General features: G+C 43.8%; 21 protein-coding genes and 5 pseudogenes. 10 read left to right on the forward strand and 16 right to left on the reverse strand.

Annotated elements, in window-relative coordinates; translation table 11 throughout:
* Window positions 1-234: 234 nt before the first annotated feature.
* Window positions 235-1,161: an IS3 family transposase gene (locus EXW96_RS01810; protein WP_141336822.1), complete on the reverse strand. Its 927-nt coding sequence runs from the start codon at window positions 1,159-1,161 to the stop codon at window positions 235-237.
* Window positions 1,158-1,484: a transposase gene (locus tag EXW96_RS01815; RefSeq protein WP_141336823.1), complete on the reverse strand. Its 327-nt coding sequence runs from the start codon at window positions 1,482-1,484 to the stop codon at window positions 1,158-1,160. Before EXW96_RS01815 ends, EXW96_RS01810 begins: the two co-directional genes overlap by 4 nt.
* 108 nt (window positions 1,485-1,592) lie before the next feature.
* Between EXW96_RS01815 and istA (EXW96_RS01820) the strand changes: the two are divergent.
* From istA (EXW96_RS01820) to EXW96_RS27125, 9 genes and pseudogenes are all read left to right on the forward strand, one after another.
* A pseudogene (gene istA, locus EXW96_RS01820) lies at window positions 1,593-2,327 on the forward strand (IS21 family transposase); the annotation flags it as partial.
* The gene (locus EXW96_RS28400) at window positions 2,325-2,618 is read left to right on the forward strand and encodes a Mu transposase domain-containing protein (protein WP_375256430.1); all 294 of its coding nucleotides are present in this window, start codon (window positions 2,325-2,327) and stop codon (window positions 2,616-2,618) included. The pseudogene istA (EXW96_RS01820) and the gene EXW96_RS28400, both read left to right, overlap by 3 nt.
* Window positions 2,619-2,712: 94 nt before the next feature.
* Window positions 2,713-4,305, forward strand: a complete 1,593-nt coding sequence (gene istA / locus EXW96_RS01825) for an IS21 family transposase (RefSeq protein ID WP_074729585.1) — start codon at window positions 2,713-2,715, stop codon at window positions 4,303-4,305.
* Window positions 4,302-5,081, forward strand: a complete 780-nt coding sequence (istB, locus tag EXW96_RS01830) for an IS21-like element helper ATPase IstB (protein ID WP_137671315.1) — start codon at window positions 4,302-4,304, stop codon at window positions 5,079-5,081. The genes istA (EXW96_RS01825) and istB (EXW96_RS01830) overlap by 4 nt, the downstream gene beginning before the upstream one ends.
* A 44-nt stretch (window positions 5,082-5,125) precedes the next feature.
* Window positions 5,126-5,494 (forward strand): hypothetical protein, encoded by a 369-nt coding sequence (locus EXW96_RS26885; RefSeq protein WP_217437222.1) that lies wholly within the window; start codon window positions 5,126-5,128, stop codon window positions 5,492-5,494.
* Window positions 5,495-6,236: pseudogene (gene istB, locus EXW96_RS01840) on the forward strand (IS21-like element helper ATPase IstB).
* Window positions 6,237-6,377: 141 nt separating this feature from the next.
* Window positions 6,378-6,839 carry a hypothetical protein gene (locus EXW96_RS01845; RefSeq protein WP_174349715.1) on the forward strand — a complete coding sequence of 154 codons (462 nt, stop codon included), beginning with the start codon at window positions 6,378-6,380 and terminating at the stop codon, window positions 6,837-6,839.
* 2 nt (window positions 6,840-6,841) lie between these two features.
* Window positions 6,842-7,594, forward strand: a complete 753-nt coding sequence (gene istB, locus EXW96_RS01850) for an IS21-like element helper ATPase IstB (RefSeq protein ID WP_027092891.1) — start codon at window positions 6,842-6,844, stop codon at window positions 7,592-7,594.
* A 53-nt stretch (window positions 7,595-7,647) separates the two neighbouring features.
* Window positions 7,648-8,103, forward strand: a pseudogene (locus EXW96_RS27125) (Mu transposase domain-containing protein); the annotation flags it as partial.
* A 45-nt stretch (window positions 8,104-8,148) separates the two neighbouring features.
* Here EXW96_RS27125 and EXW96_RS01860 read toward each other — a convergent pair.
* From EXW96_RS01860 to istA (EXW96_RS01870), 3 genes are read right to left on the reverse strand one after another with little or no spacing between them, the layout of a single operon-like run.
* Window positions 8,149-8,445 carry a DUF5348 domain-containing protein gene (locus EXW96_RS01860; RefSeq protein WP_174349717.1) on the reverse strand — a complete coding sequence of 99 codons (297 nt, stop codon included), beginning with the start codon at window positions 8,443-8,445 and terminating at the stop codon, window positions 8,149-8,151.
* Complete coding sequence (gene istB / locus EXW96_RS01865) at window positions 8,432-9,226, reverse strand: IS21-like element helper ATPase IstB (protein WP_196427002.1); 795 nt, start codon at window positions 9,224-9,226, stop codon at window positions 8,432-8,434. Before istB (EXW96_RS01865) ends, EXW96_RS01860 begins: the two co-directional genes overlap by 14 nt.
* The gene (istA, locus tag EXW96_RS01870) at window positions 9,214-10,470 is read right to left on the reverse strand and encodes an IS21 family transposase (protein WP_155615815.1); all 1,257 of its coding nucleotides are present in this window, start codon (window positions 10,468-10,470) and stop codon (window positions 9,214-9,216) included. Before istA (EXW96_RS01870) ends, istB (EXW96_RS01865) begins: the two co-directional genes overlap by 13 nt.
* A 218-nt stretch (window positions 10,471-10,688) precedes the next feature.
* Between istA (EXW96_RS01870) and istB (EXW96_RS01875) the strand changes: the two are divergent.
* Window positions 10,689-11,448, forward strand: a pseudogene (gene istB / locus EXW96_RS01875) (IS21-like element helper ATPase IstB); the annotation flags it as partial.
* Between the two features lie 91 nt (window positions 11,449-11,539).
* On the opposite strand, the gene EXW96_RS01880 reads toward istB (EXW96_RS01875), so the two are convergent.
* From EXW96_RS01880 to neuC, 11 genes and pseudogenes are all read right to left on the reverse strand, one after another.
* Window positions 11,540-12,760 carry an IS256 family transposase gene (locus tag EXW96_RS01880; RefSeq protein ID WP_174349718.1) on the reverse strand — a complete coding sequence of 407 codons (1,221 nt, stop codon included), beginning with the start codon at window positions 12,758-12,760 and terminating at the stop codon, window positions 11,540-11,542.
* A gap of 180 nt (window positions 12,761-12,940) precedes the next feature.
* Window positions 12,941-13,501, reverse strand: a complete 561-nt coding sequence (locus tag EXW96_RS01885) for a GNAT family N-acetyltransferase (protein ID WP_174349719.1) — start codon at window positions 13,499-13,501, stop codon at window positions 12,941-12,943.
* Between the two features lie 418 nt (window positions 13,502-13,919).
* A complete protein-coding gene (locus EXW96_RS01890; protein ID WP_174349720.1) occupies window positions 13,920-14,606 on the reverse strand; it encodes an acylneuraminate cytidylyltransferase family protein in 687 nt (228 codons plus the stop codon).
* Window positions 14,603-15,573, reverse strand: a pseudogene (locus EXW96_RS28405) (nucleotidyltransferase family protein). Before EXW96_RS28405 ends, EXW96_RS01890 begins: the two are co-directional and overlap by 4 nt.
* Before the next feature lie 90 nt (window positions 15,574-15,663).
* A complete protein-coding gene (locus EXW96_RS01900) occupies window positions 15,664-16,329 on the reverse strand; it encodes a class I SAM-dependent methyltransferase (RefSeq protein WP_174349721.1) in 666 nt (221 codons plus the stop codon).
* A 22-nt stretch (window positions 16,330-16,351) separates the two neighbouring features.
* Window positions 16,352-17,344 (reverse strand): GNAT family N-acetyltransferase, encoded by a 993-nt coding sequence (locus EXW96_RS01905; RefSeq protein WP_174349722.1) that lies wholly within the window; start codon window positions 17,342-17,344, stop codon window positions 16,352-16,354.
* A complete protein-coding gene (neuB, locus tag EXW96_RS01910) occupies window positions 17,344-18,429 on the reverse strand; it encodes an N-acetylneuraminate synthase (RefSeq protein ID WP_174349723.1) in 1,086 nt (361 codons plus the stop codon). Before neuB ends, EXW96_RS01905 begins: the two co-directional genes overlap by 1 nt.
* Complete coding sequence (locus EXW96_RS01915; protein ID WP_174349724.1) at window positions 18,426-19,262, reverse strand: DegT/DnrJ/EryC1/StrS aminotransferase family protein; 837 nt, start codon at window positions 19,260-19,262, stop codon at window positions 18,426-18,428. Before EXW96_RS01915 ends, neuB begins: the two co-directional genes overlap by 4 nt.
* A gap of 77 nt (window positions 19,263-19,339) precedes the next feature.
* On the reverse strand, window positions 19,340-19,510 hold the full coding sequence (locus EXW96_RS01920) for a hypothetical protein (RefSeq protein WP_174349725.1): 171 nt from the start codon (window positions 19,508-19,510) through the stop codon (window positions 19,340-19,342).
* A complete protein-coding gene (locus tag EXW96_RS28190) occupies window positions 19,507-20,085 on the reverse strand; it encodes a UDP-N-acetylglucosamine 2-epimerase (RefSeq protein ID WP_309224983.1) in 579 nt (192 codons plus the stop codon). Before EXW96_RS28190 ends, EXW96_RS01920 begins: the two co-directional genes overlap by 4 nt.
* The gene (neuC, locus tag EXW96_RS28195; RefSeq protein ID WP_309224984.1) at window positions 20,064-20,687 is read right to left on the reverse strand and encodes a UDP-N-acetylglucosamine 2-epimerase; all 624 of its coding nucleotides are present in this window, start codon (window positions 20,685-20,687) and stop codon (window positions 20,064-20,066) included. The genes EXW96_RS28190 and neuC overlap by 22 nt, the downstream gene beginning before the upstream one ends.
* Window positions 20,688-21,097 lie beyond the last annotated feature (410 nt).

The following is a 21,097-nucleotide window of genomic DNA, read 5'->3' on the forward strand; positions in this document are numbered from 1 at the left end:
GAAGCAGACCTTCAGTATTTGCTTCGGTTTAAACCCGTAACTTTAGAGTCTTACACCCTTATTCACACGATTGCGTAATTTCTCATTGATTTACGTCGTTGTCGCTCGTTGTCGCCCTTGACATGGAGCCTCCAGCGGGCATGATTTTTCGCGATAGGGCGATGCGGATAACACATGCATCGCGAGGCTAACAAGCCTATCATGCCCGCCCCTCCATGTAAAGGGCTTTATCCATCATACCTTAATCACAAGCGGTTTTACGGCTTGCTGATGCATAGCTTGATGAAATTCCTGCGGGGATAGATCATACAAACTTCCATGGATCCGCCGCTGATTATAAAACAAGAGATAGTCAGATACGATACGGTATGCATCCTGATAACTCTCAAATTCATGCCTGGAGAGACACTCTTGTTCTAAAATGGCATGAAATGCTTCGATATGCGCATTTTTATTCGGCGTTTTCGGAGGAATACGTTCATGTTCTACACAATACTCCAGGCATGCTTCTTCAAAAGCATGGCTGATAAATTGCGGGCCGTTATCGGTACGAACCACGGGCAGCTGATCTTTCTCAAAGAGCCGCCGTTTCCATAACGCTCTCTGCAGGATTTGCGCAGCATGCTTCCCTTCACAAGAGAGGCCCATGTGGTAGTCGATAATCGATCGGTCGTAGACGTCAATCAGGCTGAGCAAGAAAAAGAAACGCTGCTCTGCTGCAATATAGCCGTATTTCACGTCCATCTCCCAAAGCTGATTCGAAGCGCAAATCTCACGGTTGTTCGCCAGCTTTCGGGGATATTGGATTCGCTTCCGGCGTTGTGGCTGCAGGATGCCCAGTTCCTGACACAGCCGGTATACTTTTTTCTTGTTAATGATCAGCCCATACTGTCGTTTCAGGCATACGGTTAATTTACGGTAACCGTAAGTCGCTTCTTCCCCGGCAATAAGCTCCATCAGCCATTCCTTGATCTGCTCATCGCTGACGGGACGCCGCTTATGATCCAAGGAAAAGCCGGGAATCGGCCGTCCGCCGTTATACACTCGCTCTTGCTTGAAGTGTTTCTTCCGGTAATAGTACGTCGCTTCACTGACGCCGACGATTCGCAGCACCACTGCAGCTTTATAACCCCGCGCAATCCATTTGTCGGCGATCTCTATTTTGTCCGATAGGCGGGGTTCACCTTTTTTACGAGATCACGAAGAATCGCAATCTCCAAATCCTTCTCGCCCAACAGCTTTTTCAATTTGTCGTTTTCCTGCTCTAACGCTTGAAACTCTTTGGATGATGGAGTGTAGGCTGCAACTTTTTTGGATTCTGGTGATGCGTTTTTCCAGTTTGCATGCTTCGATTGACGAATCCAACGAGCGAGCATTTTCCCGTCTATTCCATGTCGTCTTGCAACTTGGCTGGCATTGCCTGCTTCTAAGGCTTCTTGGATGAGCTGTTGTTTAAATTCAATGCTGTAACTCTTGCGCTGCATCTTTGATCCCTCCACTTTTGTTAATTCATATTGTAGTGGATAAGGAGAAAAGACTCAAAGGTAAATATGGGGCTTTAGAGGCTTTACCCCGAGAAGGCCCAAGTCTCATCTCGCAAGATTCCGGACTGCGAATACATCCATCGAGAGCTAGCCAAGAGTGGCGTGACCCTTAGTCTACTCTGGAACGAGTACTGCGAGAGCTGCCGTTTAAGCGGCGAAATCCCCCTCATGTACACTCAGTTTTGCAATTACTATCGAAAGTACGCCGCGACAACTAAAGCCACCATGCACATTCAGCGTAAGCCAGGCGAGCATATGGAGGTCGACTGGGCCGGTCAGACAGCTGCTTTGGTAGACCGGGAAACTGGCGAAATCATGCCGGTATACATCTTCGTCGCAACTCTTCCATCCAGCCAATACGCATATGTGGAAGGCTTTCTTTCTCAAGCACAAGAAAGCTGGATTTCCGCGCACGTCAATGCCTTCAATCATTTCGGAGGCGTCCCCAAAATCCTTGTTCCGGACAACCTCAAAACTGGAGTGGAACAATCCTCTTGGTACTCCCCCGTTATCAACAAGACCTATCATGAAATGGCAGAGCATTACGGTATCGCTGTTATCCCTGCCCGAGTCAGAAAACCCAAAGATAAACCTAGCGTGGAGGGAACGGTTGGGATCATCTCCACATGGATTCTGGCGGCATTGCGTAAGCAGACATTCTTCACTCTTTCCGAATTGAACGAAGCCATCTCAGTGAAGCTCGAAACCTTCAACCGTAAGCCATTTCAGAAAAAGCCAGGCAGCAGGCTCAGTGCGTTTCTTGACGAGGAGAAGCACACCCTGCAGCCGCTACCTGTTTCTGCGTACGAATGTGCCACCTGGAAAGTTGCCACCGTACAGTTCAATTATCACATAGCTGTAGACAATATGCATTACAGCGTTCCCTATGAATATATCAAACACAAGGTAGACGTCCGAATTACGCGCGGCGTTATCGAAGTGTTCTACAACCATCATCGGATCTGCTCTCATCCCCGGCTTTACGGTCGTCCGGGACAATATCATACCGTTTCAGATCACATGCCGGAAAAGCATAAGCAGTATGTGGAATGGAATGCAGAGCGCTGTCTATGATAACTTAAAAACAGGCCACCGTAATCATTGAAAAACCGGCCACAACCGATAAACCTACTTGGAGAATAAATCGACAAGTGGGTGCCGGGAGAGAATGATTACGATGAATATTATGCAGAAGATTTTGATGATGCACATCCATGAAGGAAGGTCACGCCGGGAAATTGCTAGATTGACCGGGATTCATCGAGAAACGGTTGGAAAATACATCCACCAATATGAGGAAAGGAGACGGCAGTTGTTGGCGGAGGGGAACGACTCAGTAGATATTCAAGCATTAATTGATGCCCTGACCACCGCTCCCAAGTACAATGTAGGAATCCGACCGAAACGGAAACTGACCGATGAAATAGCAAAAAAAATCCAAGCGCATTTGAATGAGAATGAAATCAAGCGAAACCAAGGGCAACGCAAACAACAAAAGAAGGCAATGGACATCTTCGAAGCACTGGAAGCCGAAGGCGTAGATATTAGCTACAGTACGGTTCTCCGAACAATCCGTGGTTTGGAACGCAAACCCAAGGAAGCATTCATCAAGGCACTGTATGAACCTGGGGAAATCTGTGAATTCGATTGGGGTGAAGTGAAACTTAAAATCAATGGTAGACTACAAACTTTTCAAATGGCGGTTTTCACATCCGCTTATGGGAACTACCGTTTTGCGTATTTGTTTACCAAACAAACGACAGAATGCTTTCAGGAAGCACATGCCTTGTTTTTTCAGCATATTGGCGGCGTACATCGAACGATGGTGTATGACAACATGAAAGTGGCGGTCAAACGGTTCGTTGGAACGGGAAAGGAGCCGACGCAAGGTCTTCTGCAGTTGTCGCTTTATTATGGGTTTCAGCACCGTTTTTGCAATATCCACAGCGGCAATGAAAAAGGTCATGTGGAGCGCAGCGTGGAGGTCGTACGCCGAAAAGCATTCGCCTTTCGGGACGAGTTCGACTCGTTAGAGGAAGCGAACCAATATCTGCAGCAGGTATGTACACGGCGCAACCAAAAACCGCAAACCGAGTTGAGCGGCCAGACGGCGATCGAACGACTGGAACAGGAACGCTCTTTCCTTCTCCCTGCCATGCCCCCGTTTGATGCCGCTCGTGTACTCTACGGACGGGTAGACAAATATGCGACGATCATGGTGGACCAGAATCGTTATTCAGTACCGGATCATTTGGTTGGTGAGTCGATCATGACCAAGGTCTACTCCACGAGAGTGGTTTGCTTTCATCAGGAAATTCAGGTGGCGGAGCATATGCGACTGACCGGCAGCCATGAGTGGCGATTTGATCTGAATCATTATTTAGAAACGTTAAAGAAAAAACCTGGTGCATTCGCCGGTAGTGCGGCGTGGCATCAGGCTCCCCAAAAGATAAAAACAATTTACGAGATGTATTATACCAGACGAGAGAGAGATTTTGTACAACTACTGCAATATATTCGCGACGATGTCGGTTTCACAGAGGTAGAGCAGGCCATAGAGGCGTTGCAGCGTATCCATCCGAGCCATGTCACGACGGATAAAATTAAAGTGCTGTGCGCTAAGAACCGGGAAATGGTAGTTGCTCATGCCACGCTCTCCAAAACCGGTCAAGAGATCACGGATCGATCGGTCGAACAATTGCGCGCGTACGATGATCTGTTTCATACCGATACGTTAGAAACGAAGGAGGACGTTGCATGAGTCATTCACCGCGCAAGGCGTGGAAAGAAGCGATTATGGAATACAGTAAGGAACTACGGCTTCCGATGATTCGGAAGCATCTGGAGGAGTACGTGCGGGAGGCCAGCCAACGGGACGTTTGCTACGAAGAGTTCCTGGCTCAGTTGCTGGAGAAGGAATGCGATGCCCGACGGGAGGCATCCCGGTACAACCGAATCCGACTGGCAGAATTCACACATAAGAAATATCTTGAGGATTTGTCTGTAGATGAGCTTCCTCAGGACGCACAAAAGAAACTGAAACTGCTCAAAACGCTAGGGTTTATTCCGGAAGGACGTAACGTCATCTTGGCCGGCAATCCAGGAACCGGAAAAACCCATGTGGCTATTGGGCTCGGTCTAAAAGCTTGTTTGGAGGGTTACAAAGTATGGTTCACTACCGTGCCTTTGCTTGTGAACCGCATCAAAGAGTGTCGGGCAGAGCAAACACTCCGAGTGTTTCAGAACCGGTTTGAGAAATATGACCTGGTCATTGCCGATGAGATGGGATACATCTCATTCGATAAGGAGGGTTCCGAGCTACTGTTTACCCATCTTTCGCTTCGAGCTGGACGGAAGTCAACGATCATCACGACGAATTTGTCATTTGAACGCTGGGGAGAGATCTTTCAGGATCCGATCATGACCGCAGCGATGATCGACCGATTGACGCATCAGTCCTACCTCGTCAACATGAATGGGAACTCCTATCGCATGAAAGAAACTAAGGAATGGCTGCAGAAGCAGCAATTGGCCTGAGCTACATGTAGCCATATTTTTTGTACCGCATGGCCGGAATTTAAATGATTATGTGGCCGGATTTTCAGTTGACAAATACAGAGCGCTTTGTCGCATGGGCAAAACAGGTGGGGCCTTATACAAGTACAGCCATCAAAGCCATACTTGCGGGTCACCGGGTAGAGCAACAAGGATACAAGTCTTGCATGGGCGTATTAAAGCTGGCAGACCGGTATTCCTTGGTTCGGCTTGAATCCGCCTGTGCACGAGCTCTTAGCTACACACCAAATCCTAGCTACAGGCATATCAGCACCATACTGAAATCAGGGTTGGACACTCTTGAGGAAGCTGCAACGATCGAACAACTAGGCGCGCCTTCCGTGAATACTCATGGCTTTACACGCGGTGCAGACTATTACGGGAGGAAATCCTAAATGTTAACCAATACGACGATTACGAAGCTAAATGAAATGCGTTTAAGCGCCATGTCTGAATCCCTGCGGGAGCAAATGCAGAACCCGTCTTACTCCACACTGTCTTTTGAGGAACGCTTCGGGCTAGTAGTGGATGCAGAATGGGCACGCCGGAAGACGAACCAGCTAAGCAGGCTTCTCAAAAAGGCAACGCTACGCTATCCGAGTGCATGCGTCGAGGACATTGAATATCATTCAGACCGACGCTTAGAGCAACCTCAGATCCTGCGGCTTGCAACTGGCAATTATATTCATGAGAAGCAATGTCATCATTATGGGCGCATCAGGCGCGGGGAAAACCTTTATCGGGTGCGCGCTGGGCAACGCAGCTTGTCGTCATTTATACGCGACGAAGTATATCCGCTTACCTGAACTCCTAACAGACCTGGCTATCGCCCGTGGAGATGGAACATATAAGAAGGTTATTGCCCAATACAAGAAGATCAGCCTTCTCATTATAGACGAATGGTTGCTGGTTCCTCTGACCGCAACAGAAGCCCGAGATTTGCTTGAAATCATCGAAGCACGCCACCAGAGCGCCTCGACGATCTTCATCTCCCAATTCGCTCCGGATGGTTGGCATGAGAAGATTGGCGAACATACAATGGCCGACGCAATCCTGGATCGAATTGTGCATAATTCATATCAAATGCTAATCGACGGCGAAGATTCCATGAGAAAAAGGAAAGCACCTCAGTTCTAAGATAATGTTCCCGAGGGCTGCCCCAAACCGGGGTGGCTCTCCCCTCCGATAAGGTGGCTCTATTTCATTAACATAGTGGCTCTCATTCATTAACCAAGCGGCTCTGCCGCACCGAAATATTCAACGCTTCAAATCCACGATGTGGATACCGGTGAAATCATCGCTGAACATGAACGCTCACAGAGGCGGGGCCAGCTCATCCAGAACACGAATCACCGGCGAGATCGCCAGAAGGGCATTGCTGCTTACTTTGAAAGTGTGAGGAGACAGTTTCCTGATCCTGATCTGGCTTCATCTTATCTGGAAGAGATTCGCCGGCTGCATCCGCGGTATACCCGTGATCAGCTCCAACTCATTCAAAAAACGCTGGATCAGGCATTTCAAGAATCCGTGGATCAGGCTCTCCGTTACTGTGTGGCCAACCGATTATACAGAGCCGTGGATTTTGCTGATGCCGTGAACCACTTCTCAAATTCTTGCGAAAAAACGTCATCGGATCGAAGCCATGTTACACAGCTGAGCGGAGTGGATCCGGCCAAATGGAAAGCCAAGCCTCAAATTCGTGATGTGGAGATCTACCGGCGCATTTTGAGAGGAGGCTAAACATGAACGAGACCATAACACACCTGAAACAAAGCTTAAAAACACTCAACCTCACGGAAGCGGCCCAGATCATTGATGAAAGCTTAATGGAGGCTGAAGAACACCAATGGACATGCAGTGAGTTTTTGCAACGGCTGCTCCGTTATGAATTAGTCCGACGAGAAGAAAAGCAACTCGCCAGACGTTATAAATGGGCGTCCTTCCCTGAAGTGAAGACGCTGGATGAGTTTCGTTTGGAAGAACAACCATCCATAAGCAAACGCCAATTTCAGCAACTACGGGAACTTCTATGGCTTGAGCAGAATTACAATCTCATCTTGCTCGGGCCTCCCGGGGTAGGGAAAACGCACATCGCCATCGGATTGGGCGTAGAGGCATTACATAACGGCTGCAAAGTGAGCTTCGTGCCGATGGATGGCTTAATTCACTTACTGAAGACACAAGAGATTTCCCGATCGTCCCAGCATAAGCTCCGGCGTATTCATAACTCTGATCTGGTCATATTGGATGACTTGATGTTCATGGCCATGGACCGGAATGAAGCAAATTTGTTTTTTCAGTTTGTGAATAAGCTGTACGGTCAAACTTCAATCATCCTCACCTCAAACAAAGGGCCGGAGGATTGGGGTGAACTGTTGGGAGATCAGGCGATCACCACTGCGATCCTGGATCGGATCTTGCATAAGAGCGAGGTCATCCAATTAAGTGGCGACAGCTATCGTCTGAAGTACCGGCAGACTATTTTCGCAAGCTAAAACTGTTCAATATTACTTAGCAATAATTGTTCAAAAGGGCTTGACGGTTACACCGTGCTCGTCGTCCGCAGACCAAAGGCAAGGTGGAACGAGGCGTTCAATTCGTTGAACAGAACTTTATGCCGGGACGGCAGTTTACCGATCTCGGCGACCTCAACCGGCAAGCACGCCATTGGTGCGATGAACAAAACCGCCGGATTCACGGTACAACGGGAGAGCGACCGTTCGATCGTCTTGCAAACGAAGGGCTGCAGCCCCTCCCTTCCCCGGAACGGTGGGCGAAGTTCCGCTTTGAGCCGCGTAAAGCAAGCCGCGACGGGTTCGTCAGCTACGATGGTGTACGTTACGGAATCCCATGGCGCTTTAGCGGCCGTGAAGTAAAAGTCCGGGAGGTAAACGGCTTCGTTGAAATTTACTACGAGAACCAGCTCCTGGCCCGTCACGAAAAGAGGTACCGATCACGAACGCTCGTGATGTGCGAGAATCAATATAGTCACCTAAGCACGGCCTGTCAAGGCCGGAATAAAAATTTAATTTTTAGCCGGGTTATTTTTTTAGGATTTAGTCAATATGGAGTAAGGGACAAGGGGGCTAGCCCCCTTGTCCCTTACTCGGCGGCGCGCGGCCGGGAGGTCAGCCGGAGGAGAGCCTGAAATCCGGAATTTAGAACTCACCATATACTTTTCCGACGAACGTAGATTAAAGCGTACATCATGCAGGATGACGTACCAATCCCGATCCATCTCCAGTCGGCCAGGGATAGGCGTATTTCCAATATAAAGCTCTATACCTTCTCCGCAATGTAGATCGTAATGGCGATCATCGGACGCTTTCTCTTCATCCTTCGCCACCTCCCGAACGTCGTGGAGCTTTTGTTGAAGATGGCAGTACGCCGGCGCGTATCTTTTCTTTCAAACGATAGGAATCCCCGCGCATATTAAAGACCGAGCTGTGGTGTAAGAGGCGGTCCAGTATAGCCGTCGCCAGCACGGGACTACCCAGCATCTCGCCCCATTCGCTGTATGACTTGTTGGATGTGATGATGATCGACCCACGTTCGTAGCGCTTAGATATAACTTGGAACAGGATCTGGGCACTCGTCGCATCAAAAGGGGCATAGCCAACTTCGTCCAGGATCAGTATCGTAGGCCTTGCATAACTCCGGAGGAATTTCGGAACTTGCCTGCATTCGGCTGCTTCTCTTGCAGCTTCCATGAATTCATCCGCACGCACAAATAACGCGGTCTGTCCCTGATGGATAGCCTCTAGCGCGATGGCCACGCTAAGGTGCGACTTTCCTACCCCCGGAGGTCCCAGAAACATCAGATTATGGCCCTCCCTATAAAACGAGCGAGCGATTAAATCGCGAATCCGGCGTTCATCCACACTGGTTTGCGCGGCAAAGTCGAATTCGGTTAACGTCTTTACGAAAGGAAAACGAGCATTTCGGACTCTTCGGTTCCATGATGCTTCTTGTTTGTGGTTTTCTTCCACATGCAAGAGGCTGCCTAAAAATTCAGCATATGATATACTGTTGGCAGAAGCCTCTTCAAGCAAGGCGTCGAGCCGATGGGCAATGGATTTCCAGCCCAACTGAGCGCAACGCTGCTGGAGTTCGATCAAGGCTTGCATACCAGAAATTCCTCCTCTCCGATTAACTCGTAATAATCAAGGGAGCGAGTTTCTACCTCAGGAGCTTTCTGAACGTGTGGGGAGGTCGCCAAACCATAGTCCCCTTCTTCAAGAGCTCCTTTTAATTTCGGCAGATGCTCCGGTCGATAAATGGTCGTTTTACCCGTCTCTTCGTTGATCCGGTATGTCGTGATTTTTTGTTCGTGATCCCACACTTCGAAATGATCGGAATCGATCCAACGAATACGAACTTCTTTTAGACCCAAATGACTTGGAACCGTATATTTCTTGGATTTAACCGATATGTAGCCGTCCCACACCAGCCGCTTTTCCCATTTCGCCACCACATAGGGGGCGATACCGCTGATAGGCGACAAGGCCTTGATTTCGTCCTGAAAACGTTCCTCCGGCGGCACACCGGTTGTGGCATTGGGTTTGGCGTTTGCTACCGTCTCCAGCCACTGCAGCGCATCTTGGTTCCAAGCTTCCAGCGCCGGTTCATGCTTGCGTTGCAAGAAGTTTTGGCGAACATATTTGACCGAATTTTCAACTTTGCCTTTGGTTCGTGGTTTCCCCGGTTTGCATACATCCACCTGGAACCCATAGTAGTGTGCAAAATCCGCGAAGACGCTTGTCAGGACGACTTCTTTGAGCAATCGTTTCTGGACCACGGTTTTCATGTTGTCAAAGAGCACTTTTTTTGGTATGCCTCCAAAGTACTCGAAGGCTTGTCTCATGCAGCGCAGGAAACTGTCCATCTTCATGGTATCCGTGAAACATACATACCGTTTTCGTGAATAACCCATCGTCATGATAAATCCATAAATCCGTCGGCGTTTCCCTTCGAAATTTTGAATGCCGCAATCCATCCAATCCACTTGCGCCTGTTCTCCCGGCGCTGTTTCATAGCGCGGAACCCCCTGTTTTCTCGGTGCACTCCGAAACCCTTGCACATAATCTTTGAGAATCGTTTTTCCGCCGGTATAGCCCTTGGCTCGCAGCTCATCGAACAGAACCTCGCAATTGGTCGTGCCTTCCTCGATTCGCTGCCTGATATACGCCTTATATGGATCGAGCTTGCTTCCCCGAGCCGGCCGGGTTTGTTTCTTAGGGATTTCCTTCGTATACTTTTTCGCTGTAGGCCAACTGATCTGCAACTCGTCGGCGATAGCGGTAATGCTCCATCCCTTCTTCTTTAAGTCTTGAATCACCCAGAACATTTCTTCCTTTCTCTCAAAATTCACTACTAAGCCTCTCCCTCGACACAAAGTTGCGCACCCTATTATATCGAGAGATTCGAGACTATTCTAAAATTTTATTCCGGCTATATTCTTAATTTTACATTCGGCGTTAACACGGCCCAAGGGTACGCGTATCCCAGACCCCAAGGGATTCAAATTCCCATTCAAGATGTTGAAGTGCGATCGTTAGACATCTATGATCGTCTGACGGGGGTGGGCGCATGATTGAGCTGGGACAAGCCCGCCTCCGCTAGGAGGAACTTGGTCTTCACCAGGCATCGCAAATGTTGGATGTGAAGCTGGAAGCCGCAAGCCATACACAGAGCACATATCTGTCGTTTCTGAACGATCTGCTCGATGCCGAGATACAAGAACGCCAACGCCGTAACGTGGAAGTTCGGATGAAACTATCGCACTTGTCCTACCGGCGAACGCTTCAGGAGTTCGACTTCTCGTTTCAGCCCGGATTGGACGAGCGCCTCATCCGCTAGTTGGCTTCTCTCACCTTCGTCGGGAGGCAGGAAAATATTATTCTCTTGGGTCCTCCAGGTTTGTGGGGAAGACGCACTTAGCTGTCGCTATCGCCATGGAGGCCATTGGTCAGGGGTTACCGATATACTTCGTAAGTCTCGCCCAACTTGTAGGTGACCTCCGACGTGCCTATGAAGAGAACCGTTTGGAGAAGCGATTACGCGTTTACCTTCGTCCTCGAATTCTCATTGTAGATGAAGTGGGGTACCTCCCCCTTGATCCATTAGCGGCAAATCTATTCTTTCAATTGATCTGCGCGCGCTACGAAAAAGGAAGCATTATTCTGACGAGCAACAAGAGCTTCGGGGAATGGGGCGAATTAATGGGTGATCCGTTCTTGCAACAGCTGTGTTGGATAATCGTCTGCTCCATCATTCCCACGTGGTAAACATCCGTGGGAACAGCTACAGGCTTAAGGAAAAACTGAAAACCGGAATTTATGCAACACCAGGTGCTCATGTGGGTCAAAATTATCCGGGTCTGTCAATTATTTTGTGTAAACTCATGTATAAAGGAATCTGCCCTAGGGGAGATTGGCCCCTTACGGCAAGTGCTGCCCGATTCGATCCGGAAAGAAAACGGATAGCTGCAGCAGCATCTGTCCCCAATTTTGGACACGCCCCGTCCATTTACGGGTGACATCCATGGTTACAAGATAAAGCATCTTCAGAAGAGCCTCGTCGCTGGGGAAAATGCTCTTTCCCTTCGTTACCTTGCGAAGCTGACGATGATAGCTCTCAATCATATTGGTGGTGTAGATGAGCTTGCGCAGTTCGGGAGGGTACTTGAAGAAGGTAGCCAGCTCGTCCCAATTGCTGCGCCACGAACGGATGATGAGCGGATATTTAGCGCCCCATGTTTCCTCGAAACGATCCAGCTCCACAAGCGCCATCTCCTCCGTCGCCGCTTTGTAGATCGGCTTCAGATCAGCTGTTACCTTCTTCAGATCCTTATAGGACACGTAGCGAGTCGAGTTGCGGATTTGGTGAATGATACACTTTTGAATCTCCGTCTTCGGATAGCAGGCGGCAATGGCCTGAGAGAAACCGGTAAGATTATCGACACAGGTGATGAGAATATCCTGTACGCCGCGATTCTTTAGGTCGTTTAGGACGCTGAGCCAGAACTTGGCCGATTCGTTCTCGCCGATCCACATGCCCAGCACATCCTTGTTACCATCCAGATCGATGCCGATGACCATGTAGGCGGCCTTGTTCACAATAGCGCCGTCTTGCTTGACCTTAAAGTGAATGGCGTCAAGGAAGACGACGGCATACACGTTTTGCAGCGGACGGTTCTGCCACTCCTTGATGAGCGGAACGATTTTGTTCGTGACGTTCGAGATCATCGTCGGCGAAATGTCGATACCGTACAGATTCTGCAGGTGATCTTGGATTTCCCGCGTGCTCACGCCTTTGGCGTATAAGGCGATAATCTGATCTTCGATGCCGGTGACGTTGGATTGGTGCTTCTTTACCACGAGCGGCTCGAACTCGCCCAGACGATCCCTGGGCACGGCAATCTCCTGATCGCCGTATTCGCTGGTGATCTTCTTCTTGCTCTTTCCGTTGCGGCTGTTGGTCGTCTGTTTGTTCTTCACGTCATGCTTCTCATAGCCCAGATGCGTTTCCATCTCGGCCTCCAGCATCTCTTGCAGCGTCTCGGCAAATAAGTCTTTCAAAGCATTCTGCACGTCCTGTGCGGTCACCAGCTTGTTCTCCTTAATGAAGGCCCTAAGCTGCTCTTTTGTCCATAATCCCATGTGTGCTCCCTTTCTATTACTTTCATTTTATCAGGTTTGAGAGTTTACACATTTTATTTTACAGACTCAATTATCCCGGCGCTAGTGGGTCAAATTAATTCCGGCATTGACACAATTATCCGCCTAAATCTTTTAAAAATTCATAATGCCCTTGGTTTTAGTACGTTAAACCTTCTAATTTCATTCCTCTAAATTCTTTACCCACTTATGCAATCTTACAATTTTATTGTCAGATTGTAAAAACTTATCCTCATATTGATCGGTTAAAATAAAATTATTCTTTCTATGTACTTTTTGCGAAGGTATATTATCTTCTCTAATATACGAATAGAAGGTTTTACAATTAAAGTGCTCATATTTTAAATATTCAATCATTTCTCCGATAGCCTTAGTAGCAATGCCTTTACCGCTAAACCTATCTGAAACAGCAATACTAAAATCATCACAAATTGAATCATTATAAATTTTGTACGTTATGTATCCTACTTTTTCACCATAATAATTTATAAATAATATTTTTTTAGTTTTATCTAATAAAATACGATAATACCATTCTTTTAAATTTTTATAATTTGGCTTATCGGCAAATCCACCCCAGTATAAAATATTTTTCTCACACTTTAGATTAAACATAAACTCGAACTCGTTCAATGTTGCCTCAGAAAGGGTCACATCTTTAAAAGCAAATTTAACCACATCATTATCCTTTTCCACTAATATTATTTTCATCCCTACTTTCAAGATAGTATAAACCCTGATTTTACCTGGATATTGTCTTGCTGGACGAAGCCCATGAAAAAGCTGGAGTCCTTCGGGCGAACATGCGGTTAATGAACTGCTGCCGATGCGATCCTCGATGTGATAGGTACGCAGCGTATGCATAAGATGTCAAAGATCGTATCGCGATCCACAGAGATCCGATTAAGCGGTCTGTCTTTCGGTCGGCATCGCGATTCACTCGTTCACTTCCCCAATTACTTTCTCCCTTTCTTTTAGGCACCGCTACTCCGTCATCTTCGGTTGACATATTTTTTAACTTTTCAAGCTTACTCTGCAGAGCAGCGTATGTACTGGTTTATTGTAGTTTGGGCTATGTTGTGAGTAAGGTTTATATTAAAATTGCTAATAATCTGTCTCATAAAAATTTTTAAGTCAAATATCAATAATTATTTTTTGTTAGAATTGCATCTGCTAAGAATAGATCCAATTCCGAATCAATATCTAATGACCTGTCTTCAGGAATTTCAAAACCAATAGTTTCATTACTTAAGAATGTCCTTGATTGAATCAAATAATCGGTTTTAGCAACATAGATTGCCCCGTTTAACGCATATACAACGGGTAAATCTTGCCTTCTACTGACTTCATTAGGAATTAACGGTTTCATTTTGTAAGAATCATCCATAGTATACATCCAGTAGGGGCTTTTTTTAGTTTCCGTGACGGATACACATGCATTTGCCGCTAAACGCACACATTTTTCTATACAAGAGTCAATGTCTTTAACAATTCGCAATGGCGATGTTGGTTGCAATAACACAATATAATCATAACCGGGGAGAACTTTGATAGCATGAAGAACAGGCTCTATGCCGGGTGTCTCATCCCTAGAAAGCTCTGTTGGTCGTATGAAAGGTACACTACACCCCCATGATTTAGCAATTTTTATGATTTCCGCATCTTCAGAGGATAATATAAGACGATCGATAAACTTTGATTTCTTCGCTTCCTCTATTGTCCAAGCAATCAAAGGTTTACCTGCAACTTCCCGTATATTTTTTCGGGGTACCCCCTTAGATCCTCCACGAGCAGGAATAACTCCAAGTACTGATTTTCCATTTATCATAAAAATCCCTCTTTAAATTCTTCATTTGCTTTTCTGAAATCATCCATACGGCCTATATCTACCCAATACTCCCTAATTGGAAAAACAGCAGATTCATAATTTTCTTTTATCAAAGTTTCGAATAAAGTTGGCATGTCATAATAGGTGTTTTTTGGAATAAATTCTATTGCCTTTGGCTCGAGAACATAAATTCCACCGTTTACAAAAAATTTTTGAACTGGTTTCTCCACAATGCCCAACATACGATGATTGTCAACATTTACTACACCGTAAGGGACTTGGAATTCATATTCACGAACACACATTGTGGCCATAGAATTATTTTCTTTGTGAAAATCAAGTAAATGATTATAGTTTACTTTTGTAAGCAAGTCTCCATTCATGATAATAACCGGTTCTTTAGGTTCTTCAGGTATTAGGCTTAGAGCCCCTGCCGTCCCAAGCTTTCTTGTCTCATGGATATATGTATTTCAATTCCCCATTTTGTACCGTCTCCAAAATATTCCTTTATCATTTCCGCTTTATAATTTACGGATAAATAAAACTTATAAAAGCCTTGGCTAATAAAATTATCGATAATATTTTCCAAAATCGGTTTGCTTCCAACTTTTAACAAAGGTTTCGGGCAATCATCAGTAAGAGGGCTTAATCTACTTCCAAGTCCGCCAGCCATAAGTATGACCCAATTTTCTCGTTTATCGGATTCTAGGATGTCGGTTAATAATTCTAATGAAACGACACATCCGTCGTCGTCTAAAATCGGTATTTGTTGTAGCTTCTTTCTTTTCATAACTGATATTATTTTTTGTTTATCATCATGAATACTAAATGATATCGGATCTACGTTCATAACTTCACTTACACTGGAATCCAATGATACCCCTCTTAGAATTCCTCTACGAATATCGCCGTCAGTTAAAGTTCCCACAAGACGATATTTTTCATCGACGACTATCGCAAATCGCATAGCGCCAGCATCTATGATTTCTAAAGCCTTAATGATTTGAGTATGCGGAGAAATCAAAATGTCTTTCCAAGTCAAGATTCACACCTCAATTCACAGTTTTTTTCCTGTAATGATCCATTCTTTAACGGTATGACGTTGATTACTCATAGATCTGGTAACCATCTCAACTTCTTCAATCTGAAAGTCGGTAATTAGTTCTTGTATTTCTTCAAAAGGTGTAAAGCGAGAGTATCCCTTGTTCATTAATGGACCCTCAGATGCTTTCCAAGCATTATGCCCTACCTTTTCACCAGTCTGGTCTCCCCACGAACCGGCAGCAAATGTGCGTGAAAAAAACTTACCGCCAGATTTCGTTACTCTGTGCATTTCTGAATAAATCCTTTTCGATTCATCAAAAGAATTTGAATATACAGCTTCATTATCAATGACCGCATCAAACGTATTATCTTTATATGGGATATCTCTAAAATCACTAACTTGCAGTTCTCCCATCCATCCTGGACATTCTTCATTTAAACGCTTACGTGCTTGTTTTATAGCGGAATCTGAACCATCAATTCCATAAACAGTAAATCCTTCTTTTGCCATATACCATAAATTAGCTCCGGGACCACAGCCTATTTCAAGAATTTTTATATCCTTCCTATTTTGTACCTTGTAAAAATTACATGCTACAAAACGAATCAAATCCTCACTCGGATATTTTCCCCAAGCTTGATTTGTAAAAACCTCTTCCCAGACCGGATCCCAAGCCATATACTAATAACCTCCATTTTTATTATCTATAAAATAATATTCGGTTATTATCGCCTTTCTGTATTGCCCATTCTGTTTTCATCGCTTGATAAGCTTCTTCGTTATGAATATAACTTCCTATTTTATAGTGTGCACGTTCGTCTGAAAATCCTGATTTAAAAAATAACAAAGGGTTATTTTCCGTAGGTGTTGAACCTCCACCTAAATGCAACTTACTATAACCTAACCCTTTTCCATAAATCGAAGCCTCGTATAAAATTAAATTTGTTGCCCCTAACTCCTTTCCTGTTGAAGTTGATCCTGAGAGATGGTATTCGATATTTAGGCCGTCGCATAAAAATAATCCTGTGGCGACGGTTTCCTCTTGAAGCTTACAATTAACAATAAATGCTTTATCCCATTCCAACAATTTCTCATAATAAGTTTCCGGAAAAAAATAAAATTGATTAGCATCAAGACTTTGCATCGTTGCTTGATAAATTTCAACAAAAGAAGAAACATCTTTTTTATCGGTAATTATTTCTGCTAGCAGTCCATTTTTTTTAGCTTTTCTAACGGATGTACGGGCCCTCGTTTTGAAAGAAGCAAGAATGTCAGAATTCATTAAATTAATCCATACTGTTTCTCTATCACGTTTATAGTTTCCGTAATAAAAATTCCAGTTCTCAAGTAAAGGATGAAATCGAATAAACTCCGCCAGTATAGATTGTTGTGATGCCCAACTCAAAAAATACGCCCAAGCATTGGATAAAAATTTTGCATCAGCTGTTGTAGATATGGGGCCTCCATATCCATACGGAGATTGAATGTCATAGAAATTAGTGCCATCAACTTTTCCTAAATGAAATCCATGATAGAATGTTTCATTCGCTTCGCTATAGACGAAAAATATAGGTTCTAAAGACTTATCTCTTGCTGCATCATTTAAAATGTAATAAGGGTGTAAGGACGGCACTCTTATTCCTGTCTCGAAACTTTCATATATCTTTAATGCTTCCTCATATTTTACAATCATTAATTTTCAATAACCTCATCTTCCCTATATGACCGCGTAGCTTTCTTACCTAAATAATCCCAGTATGCCATTGGTGATATGCCCGTTCCAGGACGTTTGATAGCTATATTATCATGACTAAAGGTAGTCCCTTCTTTAATTTCACAAGCTGCTACCAAACTTTTTCTTGCAATTTCTTTATTCTTTAATTCCGATTTGGCTGGAATTTTTATTCCATTTCCAAGTGCAATATCTACCATCCGGATAGAATCTATCATTTCTTTTAATTGCTTTGGTTCCAATGATGCTTGATGGTCCGGTCCTGGTAAAGATCGGTCCAAGGTAAAATGTTTCTCAATTAGACACGCTCCTCTAGCCGCTGCAGCTATGGCAACTGCAATACCTTGAGTATGATCAGAAAAGCCTACCGGAAGATCAAATGCACTTTTTAGCGTATCCATAATTCTCAAATTAACATCTTCTAACGGAGCAGGGTATTCCGTAGTACAATGTAAAATGGTTACATTTGACTTTAATGCTTTTTGACCTTCATCGGAACAATAGGCTTCTTTAAAAGCATTCATAGATGGAATTTTTGACTTTGGCATCGTATAACCAAATGACAAAACTGCCAATGCGTCTTCAATTTCTCCTAAGGTACTCATACCTGTTGATAGTATGATCGGTTTCCCCGTTCTTGAAACCTCAAGCAGCAATTGCGCATTGGTTATTTCACCTGAAGGTACTTTAATACTAGCCAGTGACAACTCATTTACTAGAAAATTAAGACTATCCGTATCAAAGGGCGTGGATAATAATTGAATGTTTCTTTCTAGACTATGTGCTAGTAATTCAAAATGGTCTTCTTCCGATAGCTCTAACTTCTTAACCATTTCAAACTGCGTTTCTTCCTCACCTGTAGTCTGTTTTTGATAATCCGCTTTTCTTGCATACCGGCTAATCACTTTTTCAGTTTTAAAAGTCTGGAATTTAACCGCATCTGCACCTGCATCTGCTGCAACATCAATTAATTGTTTAGCAAGCTCTAATGAGCCATTATGGTTAACTCCAGCTTCTGCAATGATATATGTTCTTTTATTATTCATTTCGTTTCCCCTTTAATTTTATTGAAGAATTGGATAATGATCTCAACCATATAATTAATGTGTTCCTCATTCATACGTTGGTCTATTGGTAACGTAAGAATAGATTCAGAAAGTTCAAAGTCATCTTTGAACTCAACGGCATAATATTTTTTCGGGAGGCGCCAATGGATCGGACAAAAAATATTGTTTTCCGCTAAATATGCCCTCAGTTTATTACGAATCTCTGGATTGACTATTATCGGAAAACCTAAAGGTATTTCATTTGGTTCTAATGAACTATAAAGTGTATGGATTTCGTACTTATCCTTTAACACTACAATCAGTGCTTTTTTTAAGAGATTCCAATTTGTGCGTCTCAACATACGAATTTCTTCTAAGTCAATTCTATCAAATAAAAAATCAGAAATCCAAGAGATCCTTCTCGGCTCAATGTACTGATCCAGCATTTCTTCTGAATTTTGCACAAAGAAAATATGTTCTTGTTCATTGTCATCTCTAATATGTTTAGCCACGAGTTTCTTTGAAATGAACTCTTCACTAGGCATTTGCAAAGAAAAATCAAATTTTTTAGTGCTTGCTACAACTGCACCATCTGGTAGGGGTGTCATTTTCCTAAAACTATTAACAACATAATCCCCATATTTCCCCATATCCTTGCTTAACGAGGCTTGCACGTTATCTTCAATAATAAATATTACTTTTTCTGCTGGCTTTGCTCTTAGCCAATCATAAACTGTTTTATTTTCTTTTCCGAAGTAATTTATAAATAAAAATATTGAATGGTCCTCAATATTTAGGTTTGACCCGTTAAAATTTTGTAATAATTTACCCATGGAATAAAAGCGTACATCGATACCATGTTGCAAAAAGGGTAATATTACAGATTCACAACAAAAGATGGGCAACCATGCTAATTTCTTTCCACCTTTTTCAGGATATCATCGATTGCTATAAATAAAGCTGAACGACCTGTATCAGTCCAAATCTGATGTTTATTGGGATAAATTATTCTTGAATTCTCTTTCCTATTCTTTGCTAATAAGGCTGTATTTAATTCAAATTCTCCGCCTATACGGATCATGAAAGGTCCTCCACGAATTTCACATCATGAAATGATTTCAAAGTAATGTTGGAAATATCAACAGTTTTTAAAAGATTTTTAATTTCTATAGAGGTATTACCTTGCCCATAAAGCGAGATAACCTTAGGTAAATTTTCCTGAAACTGTGGAGATAACGCCTTGTGTATAGCTTGGACTATGTCATTTGTATCTTCAGAACAGCTTATAATTGAGTTGGCCAATAATCTACCGCGCTGACGATCACCAATATTAATAGTTGGTTTCTTGAAAGCCGGCGCTTCCACAATTCCACTAGACGAATTTCCAATAACGGCATCTACATGTTGTAAAGCACTCAAATATCTTAATTGTCCTAGTGAGGTGAATAATGCTGCACGATTTGGATTTCGAGATACATAAAGCTCTAGTAATTCTATAATCTGACGGCCGCCTGCATCTGAATTAGGTTTTGTAAATATTAATTTAGCATCTGGGAATTGATCTAATGCATCTAATAATTGTTTAATACTCTTACTAGGACTTTGTTTTGTCAGAGTTACGGGATGATATGTTATTAAAAAACATAATTCTCCCATTGAAAAACCCAATTCTTTTCTAAAGATTGTTTATCCAACAACTTCATTCTTGATATACTGTCAAGACCGGGGTCCCCAAAATTAAATACATATTTTGGGGGTTCTCCTAATTGGATTACTCTTTTACGATATTCATCAGCAGAAACAAAGTGAAGGTGAGACATTTTAGTAATTGCATGTCTTATCGCCTCATCAAAAGCTCCTTCTGTTTTTTCACCACCTGAAAGATGAGCAACAGGGATACGAGCTACGAGAGCTGCCTGAGCCGCGGCCAAAATTTCATATCGATCACCTAGCAACACAATGATATCTGGCTTCAACCGCTGAAAAGATTCAGCAAAACCTATAGTTGCTAATCCAATAGATTTAGCAATTCCAATGGAAGTGTCACTGGATAACAAAATTTCAATTTTATCATCAATTTTAAAACCGTCTTCTTCTATCACTTTATAGGTCAAACCAAACTCCGGTGAAAGATGCATCCCTGTCGCAACAATCTGTAATTCCAAATCTTTATCATGATCAATTTCTTTCATTAACCAGTATAACAGACCGTACTCAGCCCTTGTACCCGTTACTACACAGATTTTACGCTTGCTCATTCAGCTCACTCCTAAAATATGCTTCATGATTCGTCAATTATGAAGTGTGGCTTTCCTAATTGTTTTTATTAAAAAGGATGTACTTTATAGTCAACATCTTCGACAACAAGTTTTATTAGTTCATCTAAGCCTAGTCTCAACATATTTTCGTACCATTCCGTATAATGGACAATAGTTAAATAAGCTGACGATTAAAGTTTCACTACACGTCAGCTTTACAAAAACTTTTTCCGACTATTGATTTTTTAATAATTGATTTTCGGGAACGTTTCGTAGTTTTTTTGCAGGTATTCCTACTACGATTTCTTCAGGAAGAACATCCTTTGTTACTACACTCCCTGCAGCAACTGTTCCATCTTCCTCAATTGTTCTACCAGGTAAAACCGTCGCATTGGCACCAATACGGCCCC

Origin of the sequence: Paenibacillus sp. JMULE4, assembly GCF_013337105.1 — a bacterium.
Classification (GTDB): domain Bacteria; phylum Bacillota; class Bacilli; order Paenibacillales; family NBRC-103111; genus Paenibacillus_G; species Paenibacillus_G naphthalenovorans.

Coding starts and splice junctions, on each gene's coding strand:
- EXW96_RS26885 (WP_217437222.1), top strand. CDS start 5,126: ATGATTATGTGGCCGGATTTTCAGTTGACAAATACAGAGCGCTTTGTC.
- istA (WP_074729585.1), top strand. CDS start 2,713: ATGATTACGATGAATATTATGCAGAAGATTTTGATGATGCACATCCAT.
- EXW96_RS01900 (WP_174349721.1), bottom strand. CDS start 16,329: ATGGCTTGGGATCCGGTCTGGGAAGAGGTTTTTACAAATCAAGCTTGG.
- EXW96_RS28190 (WP_309224983.1), bottom strand. CDS start 20,085: ATGGGAGAATTATGTTTTTTAATAACATATCATCCCGTAACTCTGACA.
- istB (WP_196427002.1), bottom strand. CDS start 9,226: ATGCAAGCCTTGATCGAACTCCAGCAGCGTTGCGCTCAGTTGGGCTGG.
- EXW96_RS01815 (WP_141336823.1), bottom strand. CDS start 1,484: ATGCAGCGCAAGAGTTACAGCATTGAATTTAAACAACAGCTCATCCAA.
- EXW96_RS01905 (WP_174349722.1), bottom strand. CDS start 17,344: ATGATTGTAAAATATGAGGAAGCATTAAAGATATATGAAAGTTTCGAG.
- EXW96_RS01880 (WP_174349718.1), bottom strand. CDS start 12,760: ATGGGATTATGGACAAAAGAGCAGCTTAGGGCCTTCATTAAGGAGAAC.
- EXW96_RS01920 (WP_174349725.1), bottom strand. CDS start 19,510: ATGATCCGTATAGGCGGAGAATTTGAATTAAATACAGCCTTATTAGCA.
- neuC (WP_309224984.1), bottom strand. CDS start 20,687: ATGAGCAAGCGTAAAATCTGTGTAGTAACGGGTACAAGGGCTGAGTAC.
- istB (WP_137671315.1), top strand. CDS start 4,302: ATGAGTCATTCACCGCGCAAGGCGTGGAAAGAAGCGATTATGGAATAC.
- istB (WP_027092891.1), top strand. CDS start 6,842: ATGAACGAGACCATAACACACCTGAAACAAAGCTTAAAAACACTCAAC.
- EXW96_RS01890 (WP_174349720.1), bottom strand. CDS start 14,606: ATGATAAATGGAAAATCAGTACTTGGAGTTATTCCTGCTCGTGGAGGA.
- EXW96_RS01915 (WP_174349724.1), bottom strand. CDS start 19,262: ATGGGTAAATTATTACAAAATTTTAACGGGTCAAACCTAAATATTGAG.
- neuB (WP_174349723.1), bottom strand. CDS start 18,429: ATGAATAATAAAAGAACATATATCATTGCAGAAGCTGGAGTTAACCAT.